Source organism: Pseudomonas sp. A39 (assembly GCF_058145955.1).
The window spans coordinates 1-16953 of record NZ_JBYVMD010000048.1; the positions used below are offsets into that span (position 1 = coordinate 1).

14 protein-coding genes are annotated in these 16953 nt (G+C 62.5%); 7 read left to right on the forward strand and 7 right to left on the reverse strand.

Translation table 11 applies throughout. From position 1 onward, the window contains the following. Positions 1-184: 184 nt before the first annotated feature. Together AC3ZU9_RS26275 and AC3ZU9_RS26280 are read right to left on the reverse strand one after the other, a co-directional pair. Positions 185-979, reverse strand: coding sequence for a class II aldolase/adducin family protein (locus AC3ZU9_RS26275; protein ID WP_490091548.1), 795 nt, complete (start codon positions 977-979; stop codon positions 185-187). Between the two features lie 106 nt (positions 980-1085). Beyond that, positions 1086-1991 carry a LysR family transcriptional regulator gene (locus AC3ZU9_RS26280; protein WP_046034664.1) on the reverse strand — a complete coding sequence of 302 codons (906 nt, stop codon included), beginning with the start codon at positions 1989-1991 and terminating at the stop codon, positions 1086-1088. 217 nt (positions 1992-2208) lie between these two features. Between AC3ZU9_RS26280 and AC3ZU9_RS26285 the strand changes: the two genes are divergently transcribed. From AC3ZU9_RS26285 to AC3ZU9_RS26315, 7 genes are all read left to right on the forward strand, one after another. Continuing rightward, positions 2209-2820, forward strand: a complete 612-nt coding sequence (locus AC3ZU9_RS26285; RefSeq protein ID WP_012724831.1) for a cysteine dioxygenase family protein — start codon at positions 2209-2211, stop codon at positions 2818-2820. Further along, the gene (locus tag AC3ZU9_RS26290) at positions 2817-4400 is read left to right on the forward strand and encodes a rhodanese-related sulfurtransferase (RefSeq protein WP_490091549.1); all 1584 of its coding nucleotides are present in this window, start codon (positions 2817-2819) and stop codon (positions 4398-4400) included. Before AC3ZU9_RS26285 ends, AC3ZU9_RS26290 begins: the two co-directional genes overlap by 4 nt. A gap of 765 nt (positions 4401-5165) precedes the next feature. Beyond that, positions 5166-6140: an ABC transporter substrate-binding protein gene (locus AC3ZU9_RS26295; protein WP_012724833.1), complete on the forward strand. Its 975-nt coding sequence runs from the start codon at positions 5166-5168 to the stop codon at positions 6138-6140. 12 nt (positions 6141-6152) lie between these two features. Further along, positions 6153-7517: an LLM class flavin-dependent oxidoreductase gene (locus AC3ZU9_RS26300; protein WP_102060813.1), complete on the forward strand. Its 1365-nt coding sequence runs from the start codon at positions 6153-6155 to the stop codon at positions 7515-7517. Continuing rightward, positions 7514-8197 carry a peroxiredoxin-like family protein gene (locus AC3ZU9_RS26305; RefSeq protein ID WP_490091550.1) on the forward strand — a complete coding sequence of 228 codons (684 nt, stop codon included), beginning with the start codon at positions 7514-7516 and terminating at the stop codon, positions 8195-8197. Before AC3ZU9_RS26300 ends, AC3ZU9_RS26305 begins: the two co-directional genes overlap by 4 nt. A 30-nt stretch (positions 8198-8227) precedes the next feature. Further along, a complete protein-coding gene (locus AC3ZU9_RS26310) occupies positions 8228-9406 on the forward strand; it encodes an acyl-CoA dehydrogenase family protein (protein ID WP_012724836.1) in 1179 nt (392 codons plus the stop codon). Then, the gene (locus AC3ZU9_RS26315; RefSeq protein ID WP_093541623.1) at positions 9403-10347 is read left to right on the forward strand and encodes a D-isomer specific 2-hydroxyacid dehydrogenase family protein; all 945 of its coding nucleotides are present in this window, start codon (positions 9403-9405) and stop codon (positions 10345-10347) included. The genes AC3ZU9_RS26310 and AC3ZU9_RS26315 overlap by 4 nt, the downstream gene beginning before the upstream one ends. Positions 10348-10447: 100 nt before the next feature. On the opposite strand, the gene AC3ZU9_RS26320 is transcribed toward AC3ZU9_RS26315, so the two are convergent. From AC3ZU9_RS26320 to AC3ZU9_RS26340, 5 genes are all read right to left on the reverse strand, one after another. Then, a complete protein-coding gene (locus tag AC3ZU9_RS26320; RefSeq protein ID WP_490091551.1) occupies positions 10448-11215 on the reverse strand; it encodes an energy transducer TonB in 768 nt (255 codons plus the stop codon). After that, a complete protein-coding gene (tolR, locus tag AC3ZU9_RS26325; protein WP_012724839.1) occupies positions 11212-11658 on the reverse strand; it encodes a protein TolR in 447 nt (148 codons plus the stop codon). Before tolR ends, AC3ZU9_RS26320 begins: the two co-directional genes overlap by 4 nt. Positions 11659-11673: 15 nt before the next feature. Next, positions 11674-12366, reverse strand: a complete 693-nt coding sequence (gene tolQ / locus AC3ZU9_RS26330; protein WP_490091552.1) for a protein TolQ — start codon at positions 12364-12366, stop codon at positions 11674-11676. Between the two features lie 47 nt (positions 12367-12413). Beyond that, positions 12414-14279 (reverse strand): phytase, encoded by a 1866-nt coding sequence (locus tag AC3ZU9_RS26335; RefSeq protein ID WP_490091553.1) that lies wholly within the window; start codon positions 14277-14279, stop codon positions 12414-12416. Positions 14280-14421: 142 nt separating this feature from the next. Beyond that, entirely contained in the window at positions 14422-16935 is a 2514-nt protein-coding gene (locus tag AC3ZU9_RS26340; RefSeq protein ID WP_122811118.1) for a TonB-dependent receptor, read from the reverse strand. Positions 16936-16953: the final 18 nt, after the last annotated feature.

Here is a 16953-nt window from a genome sequence, read left to right on the forward strand (position 1 = left end):
ACACTGTACCTGTGGCGAGGGAGCTTGCTCCCGTTGGACTGCGCAGCAGTCCCAGCCTTTTTAAACAAAGTGCTGGGGCCGCTTCGCGGCCCAACGGGAGCAAGCTCCCTCGCCACAGGTTATTTTTTACCCTTTCTACGTCTTAACTGACTGACATTAGGGCTTGCCGCCTCCCACATTAAGATCAGTTTTTATAGTCGGTATCGCTACGCTCCAACTGCCGAATCAACGCATTCCAATGCCGCGCCACCCCTGGGCCTTCACCCGTCGAATGTGCCTTGGCCTGCTGCTCGACTTTCTCCACCACGTCCTTCGGCGGGAAGATCAACTCCGCATTCCCCGCCGCCTGCGCCGCGACCTGGATAGTGCACGCGCGCTCCAACTGCTGCAGTTGCTGGAACGCGTGTTCTACGCTGACACCGGCAGTCAACAAGCCGTGGTTACGCAGGATCATCACACTCTTGTCGCCCAGGTCCGCCACCAACCGCTCGCGTTCGTCCAGGTCGAGGGCAATGCCTTCATACCCGTGGTACGCCACCCGCCCGGAAAAACCGATGGAATGCTGGGAGATCGGCAACAACCCGTCTTTTTGCGCCGACACCGCGATACCGTCGCGGGTGTGGGTGTGCAGCACCGCTTGCAGGTCGTGGCGTGCGCCGTGGATAGCGCTGTGAATCACATAACCGGCGTAGTTGATGCCCAGGCCGGTAGGGTCATCGACGATCGTGCCGTCGAGGTCGACCTTGACCAGGTTGGAGGCGCTGATTTCGTCGAACAACAGGCCGAAGGCGTTGATCAGGAAATGCTCCTCGGGGCCCGGCACGCGGGCGGAGAAGTGGGTATAGATGTGGTCGGTCCACTTGTACAAGGCCGCGAGGCGATAAGCGGCGGCCAGTTTGACGCGCACTTCCCATTCTTCTGGAGTGACGCGTTGGCGAACATTGCTGGAAACGCTGGAAATCGAGGTGACGCTGCTCATGGCAAAACTTCCTGGATGGCCTTAAGGACTTCCAGGCAAGCCTAGGGGATGCAAAAAAATAATAAAAGCACATTTTAATCTAAGCTAATTATTATTTTTTTTCATATCAGGCAGCGTCCTTGATCTTGTGCAACGAGGCCGCCACCCACTTGCCAAACGCATCCACCGGGCCCTGCAGGTTGCCGAGGAAGTGCGGGTAGATCAGCCACAGATCCATGACCGGCTTGAAGTCCTTGAGCGGCATCACCGCCAATTGCTCGCGATGCGCGCTGCGCTCCAGCAGTGGCCGAGGCACCAGGCCCAAGCCCAGGCCGTCCGCCACCAAACCCAGTTGCAGCTCGGTGCCAAAGGTTTCCAGGTTGACCCGCAAGGCCAGGCCTTGATCGGACAAGGTCCGCTGTAAACCGGCACGGAAACCGCAGCCGTCCGGGTTGAGGATCCAACCGTTCTGGTAGACGTCCGCCAGCTTGCACGGCTTTTTCGGCAGCTGGGATTTGGCGCACACCACCACCAGTTCCATCTTGCCGATGGACTCGCCGATGATGTTATCCGGGAAGATCTTGCCCGCCGGGAACAACGCCGCCGCCGCATCCAACTCGCCGCGCTCGATCTTGCCCACCAGTTGGCTGCCCCAGCCGGTGGCGACTTGGGCACGCAGTTCAGGGTATTCGGTACGCAGGTGCTTGAGCGCGTCCAACAGCACCACATCGCCGATGGTCTGCGGCACGCCCAGGCGTAACACGCCGGTAGGCGGTGCGTCGGTGGCCACCAGCTCGCGCAGGGCATCCATCTCGCGCAGGATCAGCCGGCACTGCTCGTAGACGCGAGTGCCGATCAGCGTAGGCTTGAGGGGTTTGGTATTGCGGTCGAACAGCTCCACGCCCAGCGCCTGCTCGAAGTTCTGCACACGGCGGGTGATGGCCGGCTGGGTCAATTGCAACGACTCGGCGGCATGGCTGATGGACTGGCAACGAATCACTTCGACAAAGGCATCGATATCGTCAATTTTCATTTGGGCCGCACATAGAGAACAGTCATTAAGATGTGTGCGAAGCATAGTTGCAGGAAGGCTGCCTGGATAGCCCACCCTGTGATCGATAACGTCTAACACTATTCAGACCCGTTATAAATTACCTTCAGCTATAAGCTAATCATTAAAAAATAGCATATTAACTATTAACATTATGCTTAGATAAACCCATCACCACCGACCACACGATGGAATTGTCATGACCCAGGCCCGACACCCCGAGAGACTCAGAGCCTTCATAGGCGCCCTGGCGGAATTGATCGACGGCAATCCACGCGAAGGCGACCTGCTGCACCGTGGCGGCAAGCTACTGGCGCAACTGGTCAGCCATGATGACTGGCTGCCCGATGAATACGCCCAACCCGACCCCGAGCGCTACCAGCAGTTCTTGCTGCATGCCGATTCGCGCCAGCGTTTCAGCATCGTCAGCTTTGTATGGGGGCCGGGGCAAAGCACGCCGATTCATGACCACCGGGTGTGGGGGCTGATCGGCATGTTGCGCGGGGCAGAGTTTTCCCAAGGTTTTGAACGTGCCCCGGATGGCCGCCTGGTAGCCGAAGGCAAGCCGATCCAGCTGGTGCCGGGGCAGGTTGAAGCGGTGTCGCCCAAAGTCGGTGACATCCACCAGGTGAGCAATGCTCACAGCGACCAGGTGTCCATCAGCATCCATGTGTACGGCGCCAATATCGGTGCGGTGCGCCGCGCGGTGTACCAACCTGACGGCAGCGAGAAACTGTTTATTTCCGGCTACTCCAACGCCTTCCTCCCGAACATCTGGGATTTGTCCAAAGAAAAGAGCCCTGCCCTATGACCACCGTATCGACTCGCAGCTTTGCCCGGATTCGCCAGGCCCTGTTGGACCATGAAGAAGTCGCCCTGGTCGACGTGCGCGAAGAAGCACCGTTTGCCGAATCCCACCCGTTGTTCGCCGCCAATATCCCGCTGTCCAAGCTGGAGCTGGAGGTGTATTCGCGCATTCCACGGCGCGATACCCAGGTCACCGTCTACGACAACGGCGAAGGCTTGGCCGCCCGCGCCGCCGAGCGCCTGGTCGCGCTGGGCTACACCCAGGTAAGTGTGTTGGAAGGTGGATTGGACGGTTGGCGCAAGGCCGGTGGCGAGCTGTTTATCGACGTGAACGTGCCGAGCAAGGCGTTTGGCGAATTAGTCGAGAGCGAGCGCCACACGCCGTCACTGGCCGCCGAAGAAGTGCAGGCGCTGCTCGACAGCCAGGCCGATGTGGTGGTGCTCGATGCACGGCGTTTCGACGAATACCAGACCATGAGCATTCCCACCGGCATCAGCGTGCCGGGCGCCGAACTGGTGTTGCGTGCCCGTGAACTGGCGCCGGACTCGGCCACCCGTATCATCGTCAACTGCGCCGGGCGTACACGCAGCATTATCGGCACCCAATCGCTGATCAATGCCGGCGTGGTCAACCCGGTGTCGGCCCTGCGTAACGGCACCATCGGCTGGACATTGGCCGGGCAGAAACTTGCCCATGGTCAATCGCGACGTTTTGCACCGACGTCGGAAGCACATCGCCAGGCTGCCGCTGCGGATGCACGCCGAGTGGCCGACAAGGCCCGCGTGGGTCGTGCCACCCTCGCCGACCTGCACGCCTGGCAGCAGGAAAAAACCCGCACCACCTACCTGTTCGATGTACGTACTCCGGAAGAATTCGAAGCCGGTCACCTGCCGGGCGCGCGCTCCACGCCGGGCGGGCAACTGGTGCAGGAAACCGACCACGTCGCCAGCGTGCGTGGCGCCCGGCTGGTGCTGGCGGATGACGACGGCGTGCGGGCCAATATGTCCGCATCCTGGCTCGCGCAATTGGGCTGGGAAGTGCATGTGCTGGATGACCTGCACGCGGCGCACTTCAGCGAAAAAGGCGCCTGGGTCGCGCCGGTACCGGCCCCGCCTCAGGCCGAGCTGATCAGCCCGCACACCCTGGCCGAGTGGCTGAAGCATGGCGACACCGTGGTGCTGGATTTCACCGCCAGCGCCAACTACGTGAAACGCCATATCCCTGGTGCCTGGTGGGTGCTGCGCGCCCAACTGTCCCAGGCCCTGGCCAAGGTGCCCGCCGCACCACGCTACGTGCTGACCTGCGGCAGCAGCCAATTGGCGCGCCTGGCGGTGGCCGAAGTCGAAGCCATCACCGGCAAGCAAGTGTTCCTGCTGCAAGACGGCACCGCCGGCTGGATCAACGCGCAACTGCCGCTGGAAGAAGGTGAAACCCACCTGGCTTCACCGCGCATCGACCGCTACCGCCGCCCATACGAAGGCACCGACAACCCCAAGGAAGCCATGCAAGCGTACCTGGATTGGGAGTACGGCCTGGTCGACCAGTTGGCTCGCGACGGCACCCATGGCTTCTACGTGATCTGATCCACCTGACACGCCTGCCCCCCAAAACCAGCCACCGGCGTTCTACCCGAAAAAACACGGTGGCATTGATAGGGCTGCTACGCAGCCCAGCGCAGGGCAAGCCTGCTCACCACAAAAGCCCTCCCCTGATGCGCATTTGCTCCTGTCTGGCGCAGGCCAGGTTGTTCCTGTTACCCCAATGGCAAGGCGCCCCTGTAGTGAGCAGGCTTGCCCTGCGCTGGGCTGCGAAGCAGCCCCAAAACCAGCCACCGAAGTTCTACCCGAAAAAACCCGGCGACATTGACAGGGCCGCTCCGCCCCCCAGCGCAGGGCAAGCCTGCTCACCACAAAAAGCCCTCCCCTGATGTGCATTTGCTCCTGTCTGGCGCAGGCCAGGTTGTTCCTGTTACCCCAATGGCAAGGCGCCCCTGTAGTGAGCAGGCTTGCCCTGCGCTGGGCTGCGAAGCAGCCCCAAAACCAGCCACCGAAGTTCTACCCGAAAAAACCCGGCGACATTGACAGGGCTGCTACGCACCCCAGCGCAGGGCAAGCCTGCTCACCACAAAAATTCCCCCTGACGGGATATTCGCCTTGGCGCGCAATGCGCCAACAAATGCAATTATCGAATAATCAACTCACACATAATCAAATATTTTAATAATTAACTTATAACCAAAAAGAACTTCACAGCGCGTTTTTATGGGCATAACGTTAACCCATGCACCGACCCCTTCTCCAGGCGGAGGTAATCAAACCCTTTCTTGATCTGCCTGGAGCCTGCATCCCATGGTCCTTACCACCCCTTTCAAACGCCTGCTCCTGGGTACCGCCCTCGCCTTCGGCCTGATCGGCAGCGCACACGCCGCCGACCTGCAATCCCTGCGCGTGGCCAACCAGAAATCCACGATCAAGGCATTGCTGGAAGTCTCCGGCGAAACCAAAAACGTGCCCTACGAGATCCAGTGGTCGGAATTCCCGTCCGCCTCGCCCCTGGGCGAAGCCTTGAATGCCGGCGCCGTGGATATCGGCGCCCTCGGCGATGCGCCTTATGTGTTCGCCCTGGGTGCCGGCGCGTCGCTCAAGGTGGTCAGCATCATCCACGCCGAAGGGCGCAACACCACTGCCTTGCTGGTGCCCAAGGACTCGCCGATCAAGACCGTCGCCGACCTCAAGGGCAAGAAGATCGTCACCGGGCGCGGTTCCATCGGCCATTACCTGGCGATCAAGGCCCTGGCCACCGCCGGCCTGACCACCAAGGATGTGCAGTTCATTTTCCTGCTGCCCAGCGAATCACGCCTGGTGCTGGATAACGGCACTGTCGATGCCTGGGCCACCTGGGACCCGTACACCACCGTGGTCACTTCGCAAAGCCAGGCTCGCGTGTTGATCAGTGGTAACAAGCTGCTGAGCAACCACCTGTACCTCGCGGCCACCCAAAAAGCCATCGCCGACAAGCGCCCGCAACTGGATGACTTTGTCGCACGCGTCGACCGCGCTTACGCCTGGGCCAACACCCACCCTGATGAGTACGCCGCCGCCCAGGCCAAGATCACCGGCCTGCCGTTGGCCGTGCACGTCGAGGTGGCCAAGGACACCCACCTGACCCCGGTCGCCATCGACGACTCCGTCATCAGCGGCCTGCAAGCGACCGCCGATACCTATCAAAAAGAAGGCCTGCTGACCCAGCACATCGACGTGTCACAGGGCTTCGATAAGAGCTTCAACGCCAAGCGTGCCCCCCTTTCCCAAGCATCGCGCTAACAGGAGCAGAACATGAGCAAGCCACATCAAGCAAAACCACGTCATTTGAAACTGGGCGCCATGGTCCACGGCGTGGGACACGGCTGGGGCGAATGGCGCCACCCGAACGCCCAACCGAATGCCAGCACCAGCTTCGGTTTCTACAAGCAGCAGACTGAATTGGCCGAAGCCGCCAAGTTCGACTTCGTCTTCATCGCCGACAGCCTGCACATCCACGCCAAGTCCAGCCCGCACTACCTCAACCGTTTCGAGCCGCTGACCATCCTGTCGGCACTCGCGGCGATCACCACGAATATTGGCTTGGTCGCCACCGTGACCGTCAGCTACACCGAGCCCTACCAGGTGGCGCGTCAGTTCTCGTCCCTGGACCATATCAGCGGCGGCCGCGCCGGTTGGAACGTGGTCACCTCGTGGCTGAGCGGCACCGCTGACAACTTCAGCAAGGCCGAGCATCCACCCCATGCCGTGCGTTACCGCATCGCCAAGGAACACGTGAACACGGTCCAGGGCTTGTGGGATTCGTGGGAAGACGATGCCTTTACCTACAACAAACAGACCGGCGAGTTTTTTGCCCCGAGCAAGCTGCATGCACTCAACCACAAGGGCGATTTCTTCTCGGTGAAAGGCCCGCTGAACATCGCGCGCTCGCGCCAGGGCCAACCGGTGATTTTCCAGGCCGGCACCTCGGAGGATGGGCGCAACTTTGCCGCGCAGAACGCCGATGCGATCTTTGTGCACGTGGACAGCATCGAAGAGGGCCTGGCCTATTCCCAAGACCTGAAGCGTCGCGCCAAAGGCTTTGGCCGCGACCCGCAAAGCCTGTCGATCCTGCCGGGCATACGCCCGATCGTCGGCCGCGATGAGGCTGAAGTGGAAAGCCGCTATCAGCAAGCCGTCGACCTGGTCACCGTGGAAGACGCAATCGTCGCCCTCGGCCGCCCGTTCAACGATCACGACTTCAGCAAATACCCCTTGGACGCGCCGTTCCCGGAGCTCGGCGACCTCGGTTCCAACAGCCAGAAAGGCGGCTCCGACCGCATCAAACAACTGGCCAAGGACGAAGGCCTGACCCTACGTGAAGTCGCCCTGCACTTTTCGCGGCCAAAACGTGATTTTGTCGGCACCCCGGAGCAAGTCGCCGATGCGATCCAGACCTGGTTCGAGACCGGCGCCAGCGATGGTTTCATCATCAACTCGGTGCTGCCGGACGGTTTGCAGTATTTCACCGAATGGGTGGTGCCGGTGTTGCAGCAACGCGGCCTGTTCCGCAGCGAATACACGGGCCATACCCTGCGCGACAACTTGGGCCTGGACGTACCGGCCAACCGCTACAGCGTCGCCGCCGAGGTTGAAGAAAAACAGGAGGCGCTGGCATGAGTGAATCCCTCAACCGTCAACTGGCGGACCTGCACGCCGAACGTGTCGCCACCTGGGCGCCGGAAGCGTTGCAGGTCAATATCGACCAGCGCCAGCGCCTGGTGGATGAAGCGCGCCCCGACGACTACGTGCAGGTCGGCGATGAGCTGGCCCCGTTCACCCTGCTCACTGTAGAAGGCGGTGAACTCAACCGCGACCTGCTGCTGGCGGACGGTCCGGCGGTGCTGATTTTCTTCCGCTTTGCCGGCTGCCCGGCGTGCAACATCGCCCTGCCCTATTACGAACGCCAGCTCTACCCCCGCCTGCGCGAACTGGGCGTGCCGCTGGTAGCAGTGAGCCCGCAAGTGCCTGAGCGCCTGGTCGAAATCAAGACCCGGCACACCCTGCAACTGCAGGTGGCCAGTGACCCCGACAACACCCTCGGCCGACGCCTGGGCATTCTCTACAGCGCCGATGAGGCATCGCGCAATGCCGCCCTGGCCAAGGGCAATCACCTTGGCGAAACCACCGGCACCGCTACCTGGGAGTTGCCGCAACCGACGGTGGTGGTGATTGCCGGGGACGGCACGGTGGCGTTTGTGGAGGTGAGCCCGGATTGGCTGGTGCGCACTGAAGCTGAGCCGGTGCTGCAGGCCGTTGAGCGGTTGTTGGGCGAGCAGCCTGTACGCATCGCTATCTGAGCTCCCACATTTTGACCGAGTACAATCATCATGACTTCATCGTCTCAACCGTCTCTGCGCTCCGTGGAAGTCGCCAACTTCGAAGCCCTGCTCGAACGCCTCAGCACCGAGCTGGCCAGCACCGCGCACCTCTATGACGAGAGCGGCGCCTTCCCTCATGCCAACTTCACGTTGCTGCACGAACACGGCCTGGTCGCCCTCACGGTGCCCAAGTCCCTGGGCGGCGGCGGTGCCAGCCTGCCCCAGGCGCGCAAGGCGATCAGTGCGATTGCCAAGGGCGAACCGTCCACCGCGCTGATCCTGGTGATGCAGTACCTGCAACACACACGCCTGCAAGACAGCAAGACGTGGCCGGCGCACTTGCGCACGCAAGTGGCGAATGACGCTGTGCGCGACGGCGCCCTGATCAACGCCCTGCGCGTCGAGCCCGACCTGGGCACCCCGGCCCGTGGCGGCCTGCCGGCGACGACCGCCGTGCGCACTGCCGAAGGCTGGCGCATCAGCGGACGCAAGATCTACTCCACCGGCAGCCATGGCCTGAGCTGGTTCAGCGTGTGGGCACGCAGCGATGACGCCGATCCATTGGTCGGCGCCTGGCTGGTGCCAAAAGACAGCCCCGGCGTGAGCATCATCGACACCTGGGACCACCTGGGCATGCGCGCCACCTGCAGCCACGAAGTGGTGCTCGACAACGTGCGGGTGCCACTCGATCACGCCGTCAGCGTCAGCCCGTGGAGCGCGCCCTCGCCGGAGCTGGACGGCGAGGGTTTCCTGTGGATGTCGGTGTTGTTGTCCTCGGTGTACGACGCCGTGGCCCAGGCCGCGCGGGACTGGCTGGTGAACTGGCTGGAAGAGCGCCAGCCGTCCAACCTTGGCGCCGCGCTGTCGACCTTGCCGCGCTTCCAGGAAACCGTCGGCCACATCGACACCCTGCTGTTTGCCAACCGCAGCCTGCTCGACGCCGCGGCCGAAGGCCATACCCCGTCGGCCAATGCCGCGCAGTTGAAGTACCTGGTCACCCACAACGCCATCCGCGCCGTGGAGCTGGCCATCGAGGCCTCGGGTAACCCAGGCCTGTCGCGCCATAGCCCACTGCAACGGCATTACCGCGATGTGCTCTGCAGCCGCGTGCACACCCCGCAGAACGACGCCGTGTTGCAAGGTGTCGGCAAAGCCGTCTTCGCCCAACGCCACAAGGAACGCCCATGAGCCAGGTGATTATTGCCAGCCAGCTGGACGAAGATTACAACGACGTGATCCGCCAGCGCCTGGCCTCGATCCACCCCGGCGCGCAAGTGATCGGCGTACCCGTGGGCGTACCCAGCGACCTGCCGCCCCAGGCCAACATTCTATTGCTGCGCCCGATCAACGTGCGTGGCTACACCGCGCCGGATACGCCGCCACCGGGCTGGCCGTACGGCGCGCAGTGGGTGCACCTGGTGTCGTCGGGCATCGACTTCTACCCGCAGTGGCTGTTCAACGGGCCGCCGGTGACCACCTCGCGCGGCAGTGCCGCCGACAACCTGGCCGAATTTGCCTTGGCCGCGATCTTTGCCGCGTCCAAGCATCTACCGGAGATCTGGGTGAAGGACGCCCAGTGGCAATTCACCCCGCTGCGCCCGCTCAAGGGCACGACGCTGGGCATCCTGGGGTTTGGTGCGATTGGCGAAAGCCTGGCGCAAAAAGCCCTGGCCTTGGGGATCAAGGTGGTGGCGCTGCGTCAAAGTCCGACGCCGTTCAGCACGGGGGTTGAAGCCGCCAAGGACATTCACGACCTGTTCGCGCGCGCCGATCACCTGGTGGTGGCGGCACCGCTGACCGAGTCCACACGGCATATCATCAACCGTGATGTGCTGGGCAGCGCCAAGCCAGGGCTGCACTTGATCAATATTGCACGGGGTGGCTTGCTGGACCAGGAGGCGCTGCTGGAAGCGCTGGATAACGGGCAGATCGGGCTGGCATCGCTGGATGTAACCGAGCCGGAGCCGTTGCCGGATGGGCATCCGTTGTACACCCATCCAAGGGTGAGGTTGTCGCCGCACACATCGGCGATTTCGACCAATAGCCGCAACGAGATTGCCGATACGTTTTTGGCGAACCTGGAACGGTATATCGACGGTAGGACGTTGGAGAACCTGGCGAATTCATAACGCCGAACAGCAATCAACAGGTGGGAGGGAGCAAGCCCCCTCCCACATTGGGTATTGTGGTCAGGCAAAAAGTATCATCCCCATAACGCATAAAGGTGGGTTACTTGATGCGGTAGTGGAACGTGTTGCGCACTGCTGGCACGGGCACGGGTTTTCCATCAACAATCCGTGGCTGGTAGCGGAAGGTATTTGCCGCCGCCAATGAAGGTCGCATGAACAGCGGGTGGCAGCCGTCGAGCACCCTGGGGTTTTCCACACGGCCCTGAATGTTGACGGTGTATTCGACTGAGCAATCGCCTTCGATGTTCTTGTCCAGGGCACGCTCGGGGTAATCCGGCGCTTCCTTGCTCAAGGGCTGGTATTGACGGCTGTCGAAGGCTGGCGCGGGGGCGGGTGCTGCGGGGCGGGCGCGTTCAGCGGCGAGGCGTTCCTGGTTCACTCGCTGTTGCTCCAGCTCGCGGTTGCGCTGTTCAGTCGCCAAGCGTTCTTGTTGTTGCTCGATTTTCTTGTCTTCGACACGCTTGCGCGCCAAGGCGGCCTTCTCAAGTTTCTGCGCCTGGATCTGCGGATCGACGGTGGGCTTCACCGGTACGGGAACAGCGACGGGCTCCGGAGGTGTGAGGGCCACCGGCTCAGGTGCGGGAGCAGGAACAGGAACAGCCGCAGGTGGCATCATCACCAACTGGGTATGCATCACCCTGGGTGCTTGCACCGGCGTTTTTTCTGTTGACCCACCCAGCATCAGCGCTGCCAGCACGCCCACGTGGAGCGCCACTGCCAGGCTCGCCGCGAAGCTGTTTCTCCAGAACCCGGACGGTTGCCCGTGCGCCATCGTTAACGTCGGACTGTGCATGATCATCGCCGTCATTGCGGGGCCTCGGTCACCAGCCCCAAGTTGCTCACACCACCTTTCTGCAACACCGCCATGGCCGCGACCACCCGGCCGTATCCGGCGTTGTCATCGGCGCGGATGTACACCTGGGTGTCGCTGCGCGCCGCCACTACCTGCATGACCTTGGCGCCCATTTCATCCAGGGTCACGGCGCTGTCGGTCTGGTGCCGGGTGTCGAGCTCGCCGCCGAGGTTCCAGTAGTAACCCCCGTCGGCCTTCACCGACAGCGTGAGGATCTGCTGGCGGGTGTCGGTGGCCAGCGCTTCGGCGGCGACCTTGGGCAGTTCGATCTTCACGCCCTGGGTCAACATCGGCGCGGTGACCATGAAGATCACCAGCAGCACCAGCATCACGTCGATGTAAGGCACCACATTCATCTCAGCCTTGGGCCCGTGCTTGCGTTGCGGCCTGGTCAACATCGGTTTGCTCCTTGTTCAGGCGGCCACGGCCAGGTTGATCGGCGTGCCGCGCAAGGTGCGGTGCAGGCGCACTTGCAGTTCATTGCCGAAGGCGTAATAGCGGGTGAGCAAGGTCTGGCCGCGTGCCGCGAAGCGGTTGTAGGCGATCACCGCCGGGATGGCGGCAAACAGGCCGATGGCGGTGGCGATCAACGCTTCGGCAATGCCCGGCGCCACCGTCGACAGCGTCGCCTGCTGGACCTGGGATAAGCCGATAAAGGAATTCATGATCCCCCACACGGTACCGAACAGACCGATGTAGGGACTCACCGAGCCCACGGTCGCAAGGAATTGCAGGCCCTTTTCCAACTCGATTTCCTGCTCGGTGATCGCTACCTGCAACGCACGTTCGACACCTTCCAACACGGCCGGATCATGGCTTTGCAGGTGCTGGTATTCGTGCACGCCTGCGATAAAAATCGGCGCAATGCCGCCCTCGCCCGCCTGCACCGTTTCGCGGTACAGCGGCTGCAGGTCGGACGCGGCACGAAAGCGCCGCACAAAGCCGTTCAACTGGCGCTCCAGGCGGCGCAGCACACTGCCGCGCTGGATGATCAGGTACCAACTGAGCAAGGACGCCAGCAGCAACGTGACCATCACCGCCTTGACCAACAGGCTGGCGTCGCTGATCAAACCCCAGATCGTCATATGTTCCATCGTCGCGTGCATGGTTAGGCTCCTATTCGATTAAAAAGTGATGACCGGCTGATGACCGTTCAGGGTAATTTCAGTGTGCGGGTCACCTCCGCCCACGGCACGAACTTGAAGTTCTGGGTCTGCTCGGGCATGCGCTTGCGCCCGTCCTGCACCACCAGCATGCCTTGGCTCCAGGGCCCGCCGAGGTTGAGGGCGGTGACTTCCAGGCCATCGGTTTCCGACGCGCCGTCTATGCCGGCGGCGGCGTTCAGGCCCACGCGAAAAGCACCGTGCGTGGCAAACGGCGGCTCGGCATCCACCACCACATAGCTGTCGTTGCCTTGGCTGGAGATCACCAGGTAATCGCGCTTATCGCTCTGGTACAGCGCCAGGCCCTCGACATCCGCCTGCAGTTGCGGGCCGACCTTGATCACGCTGGTGAGCGTGGCCGGTTGGTCGGCACGCGCATCCACCGCCCACACGCCGACATCTTCTTCACCGATAAACAGCCGCTGGCGCTGGTCATCGGCCACGCAGCCTTCGGGCTGGCTGTCGACCTTGAACTGGCGCACCAGCTCGCCCTGCACACGGCCATCCGGCGCGCTGAGGCGGTATTGCAGGAAGGTGCCGTCCTTGCCGTTGGCGATGGCGTAGAGGTCCCCGCCGGCGGGCTGGAACAGGCAGATACCGTAGATGTCCTTGAGCGGCGTCGGCACTTCACCGGCTTCACGCAGTTCGCCGCTCTGGCGGTCGATGCTGAACAGGCTCAGGCTGTTGCGATCACGGTTACTCGCCACGGCGAGGTCGACGGTGTGCGCGCCGAGCTTGAAGTGGGGGCGGACGTCGACGTTGTTGAGGCGGCCGACCGCCAGTTCCTGCAACAGCTTGCCGTCGAGGTCATAGGCCAGCAGGCCCTGCTTCTTGTTAGTACCGAGCACGCGGCTTTTTTCCGGCTGCGTGGGGTGAATCCAGATCGCCGGGTCATCCGCTGCATCGCCCTGGCGGCCGACTGGATCGGTCTGGCGCAGCGCAGCGACTTCCGGCAGTACCGGCGCGGCCGCCACAGGTTTGGCTTGCCAGTTGAGTGTGCCCTGATACAGCTTGCCGGTGTCGTCATCACGCACCAGCAGGTGCTGGCCATTAACGCTGAGTTGTTCCGGTTCCTTGAGACCTGGCAGCGTCAGGCTCGATTGCTCGACCCAACGCTCACCGCTGTGCTGGAACAGGTGCAACTGGGCGGTCTTGGGGTCAAGCGCCACCACACCGCCCGGTACCAGCGCCATGGCGCCGGCTTCGCGCTTGGGGTTGTCGAACAGGGCGACCGGGGCGCGTTTGACATCGGCTTCCGGGTGCGCCGGGTAGGCCCACCAGCCGACGTTTTCTTCATTCACCACCAGTTGCTGGGTGGCGTCATCCACCTGGCAGAACTGCGCCGACGGTGGCAGCGGCAAGCCGCGTACACGCTGGGCTTCGGCGAGCAACGTCGAGCCGTTGCCTACCAGCCATTGCTCGCCCTTGCCCTCCTCGCCCACCAGGAACACAAACAGGTTGGCCGCCCCGTCGCGGTACAGGCACAGGCCATTCACCGGGTAATCGCGGGTGGGCAGGTACAGCGGTTGGCCAAAGGTCTTGGTGGACGTATCGAGGCTGATCAGCAAGGCCTGTTGGCGGTCGTTGTCGAGGCTGGCCACCAGCACCTGGGCACCGACGACGCGGGTGTCGAGGCTGCTGAAATTGCCTGTGAAGCGGGCCAGTTCGGCGCCCTTGCTGTCGAGCAGTTGCAGGCCGTCGCGGGTGCCGGCAGCCAGGCGTTCGCTGCCGTTGGGCAGGAAGGCCATGGCTTCGGTATTCAGGCTGGGTGCCCAAGGCGTCAGCGCCAGGTCGGCGGCCATTACCGGTGAGCAAGCGGCCAACGCGATCAGCAGGTACAGCTTGGAGATTCTCATGAACGAACAAATCCTTCGAAAGCAATGGAGATCCATGTGGGAGGGGGCTTGCTCCCGATAGCGGTGTATCAGCCAATCAATGTGTACCTGACCCATCGCCATCGGGATCAAGCCCCCTCCCACATTGGAATCGAGGTGTGGGTTAGAAATGGGTGAACGTCAGGCCCAGCTTGTAAGTGGGGCCGTACTCCTCGTACTGGCCGTTGTAGCTACGGTGGCCGGTGTAGACGAAGTACGACTCATCGGTGAGGTTCTGCGCCTCGAAGCTGACTTGCAGGTTCTTGGTCAGCGAGTAGCGCGCGCTGAAGTCGACAAAGGTCTGAGCGTCGACGTGCAGGTCGTGAGCCTTGTCGTTGATCGAGGCCAGCTCATAGAGGTACGCCGATTTGTAGTTGGCCGAGACGCGCAGGCTGAGCTTGTCGTCTTCCCAACCGAGCATCAGGTTGCCGACGGTGTCGGACTGGTTGGGCAGGCTGATGTTGCGCTTGCGGTTCGTCCCGCTGGTGCTGTCGAAGCCTTCGATGTCGGCGCTGGAGCGGCTGAACGTGCTGTTGGCACCGATCAGCAGGCCGTTCCACGGTGCAGGCAGCCAGTCGAATTTCTGTGAGTAGGCCAGTTCCAGGCCGTAGAGCTTGGCGCTGTCGCCATTCGCGTAGGTGTGGGCCTCGGCGAAGTTGGTCCAGGCGCCGGTACCGGCGAGGTCGGTGTTGTAGACGAAGTTTTTGATGTCTTTGTAGAACACGAAGGCCGAGACGGTGCCGGCGCGGCCCATGAAGTGCTCGATGCCCAGGTCCAGGTTGCTCGACTCCAGGGGCTTGAGGTCCGGGTTGCCAAAGGTGGCTTCGTCATCGTCGATGACAAACCCCGGCGCCAATTGGCCGAAGGTCGGGCGCACCACCGACTTGGTCCAGGCCGCGCGTACCTGGGTGTTCTTGTCGATCTGGTAGCGCGCATGCAGGCCCGGTAGCCAGTGGTGATAACGGCGCTTGGTCTCGGTCGGCGTGAACACGCCATCGGTGGCGCCGGTGCCCTTGGCTTCAAACTCGGTGCCCTCGTAGCGCAGGCCGGCGATGAAGCGCCAGTCGTCGATATCGACGGTGTTCATCAGGTAGCCGGCGTTGATGTCTTCACGAATGGTGAAGTCGTTGACCCGTGATTCGGTCTCGTCATAGAAGTCTGCCGGGTTGAGGCTGCCGATCAGCTGCTTGATAGCGCCGGGGCTGATGCCGGGGCCGTAGTTGCCGAGACGGTAGTCGACGCTGCCCTTCTGGAATTGGCTGAGGTTGAGCTGGTCGGCGCTGAAGCCGAGGGTGTCGAAGTCTTTGTAGACCCAGGCTTCCAGGTCGTTGTCTTTGTGGCGGCGGCTGACTTTGCCGCCGAATTTCACCTGGGACGCATAGCCGCTCAGGTCGTAGTCGCGGGCCAGGTCCAGGCGCAGGTTTTTCTCGGTGTCTTTTGTGTTCTGTTTTTCCCAGTCGACTTTGTCGAGGGTGAAGTTACGCGCGTCGTAGAAGCCGCTGCCGATGATCGGGCGTGGTTTGTCCTGGTCATAGAAGCCGCTGTTGGCAAAGTCACCGCCGTCGAAGGTGGCACCGGCGATGTGCGCCGGGCTGTCTTCGCTGGATTGGCTGTAGCCGGCCTGGCCGCTCAGGGTCCACAGGCCGAGCATGCGTTCGCCGCCAAACACGTAGGATTGGATTTCCTGGGTTTCTTCGCGGTTTTTCAGCTTGCGCTTGGCTTCGGCGTCGCCCAACTCACCAGGTGCCTGGGGGTCGGCAAATTCGAGGCTGGCGGCGTTGCGGGTTTCGGTGTCTGTGTAGCGGCTGTAGAGGGTGCGCAGGTAGTAGCTGCTGAGGTCGTCGGGCTTGTAGTCGAAGTTCAGGCCGCCGCCGGCGCGTTCGCGGCTGATGTCGTAGTCGCGCTGTTCGAACTCATTGAGCTTGGCGCCGTCGGTGAAGTCCCAGGCGCCGCCGGTCTCGACGTTGTCCGAGCCGAAGTCACGCTTCTGCCAGCTCAGTGCGGCGGCCACGCCGAAGTTGTCGATGCCGTCGCCCAGGCTGAAACGGTTGCTGGCCGCACCGGAGAATTTCGGGCTGGTCTGGCGCGTGTTCTTGTCGTAGCTGGCTTCGGTACTGCCGGTGTAGAACAAACCCTTGTGGTCGAAGGCCGACAGGCTTTGCACATCGACCGTGCCGCCGAGGGAGTTGGCGTCCATGTCCGGCGTGAGGGTCTTGATCACCGACAGCGACTGCACCAGTTCCGAGGGCAGCACATCCAGTGCGACGGCGCGCCGCGCGCTTTCCGGCGCGGGCACCAGGGTGCCGTTGATGGTCACGCTGTTGAGGTCCGGGCCCAGGCCACGCACGCTGACGAAGCGCCCTTCACCCTGGTCGCGCTCCACGCTGATGCCTGGCAGGCGCTGCGCCGCTTCGGCGACGTTTTCATCCGGCAACTGGGCCACGCCGTCGGCATGCACCACGCTCTTGATGCTGTCGGACTTGCGCTGCTCCTTGAGTGCCTGGTCCATGGCCGCCGCCTGGCCAACCACTTCGACGTGCTCGGTGGTGGCCGCGTCGGCCGCATTCAGCCGCTCGCTGGCCATCGCCAGGGCCAAGGCGGTAAGCGTGAAGCTGACGAGCCCGGTGCGCTTGTACATGCAATCCTCCCCAAGAAT

Coding starts and splice junctions, on each gene's coding strand:
- AC3ZU9_RS26340 (WP_122811118.1), bottom strand. CDS start 16,935: ATGTACAAGCGCACCGGGCTCGTCAGCTTCACGCTTACCGCCTTGGCC.
- AC3ZU9_RS26290 (WP_490091549.1), top strand. CDS start 2,817: ATGACCACCGTATCGACTCGCAGCTTTGCCCGGATTCGCCAGGCCCTG.
- AC3ZU9_RS26335 (WP_490091553.1), bottom strand. CDS start 14,279: ATGAGAATCTCCAAGCTGTACCTGCTGATCGCGTTGGCCGCTTGCTCA.
- AC3ZU9_RS26295 (WP_012724833.1), top strand. CDS start 5,166: ATGGTCCTTACCACCCCTTTCAAACGCCTGCTCCTGGGTACCGCCCTC.
- tolR (WP_012724839.1), bottom strand. CDS start 11,658: ATGTTGACCAGGCCGCAACGCAAGCACGGGCCCAAGGCTGAGATGAAT.
- AC3ZU9_RS26280 (WP_046034664.1), bottom strand. CDS start 1,991: ATGAAAATTGACGATATCGATGCCTTTGTCGAAGTGATTCGTTGCCAG.
- AC3ZU9_RS26310 (WP_012724836.1), top strand. CDS start 8,228: ATGACTTCATCGTCTCAACCGTCTCTGCGCTCCGTGGAAGTCGCCAAC.
- AC3ZU9_RS26275 (WP_490091548.1), bottom strand. CDS start 979: ATGAGCAGCGTCACCTCGATTTCCAGCGTTTCCAGCAATGTTCGCCAA.
- AC3ZU9_RS26305 (WP_490091550.1), top strand. CDS start 7,514: ATGAGTGAATCCCTCAACCGTCAACTGGCGGACCTGCACGCCGAACGT.
- AC3ZU9_RS26320 (WP_490091551.1), bottom strand. CDS start 11,215: ATGACGGCGATGATCATGCACAGTCCGACGTTAACGATGGCGCACGGG.
- AC3ZU9_RS26315 (WP_093541623.1), top strand. CDS start 9,403: ATGAGCCAGGTGATTATTGCCAGCCAGCTGGACGAAGATTACAACGAC.
- AC3ZU9_RS26300 (WP_102060813.1), top strand. CDS start 6,153: ATGAGCAAGCCACATCAAGCAAAACCACGTCATTTGAAACTGGGCGCC.
- tolQ (WP_490091552.1), bottom strand. CDS start 12,366: ATGCACGCGACGATGGAACATATGACGATCTGGGGTTTGATCAGCGAC.
- AC3ZU9_RS26285 (WP_012724831.1), top strand. CDS start 2,209: ATGACCCAGGCCCGACACCCCGAGAGACTCAGAGCCTTCATAGGCGCC.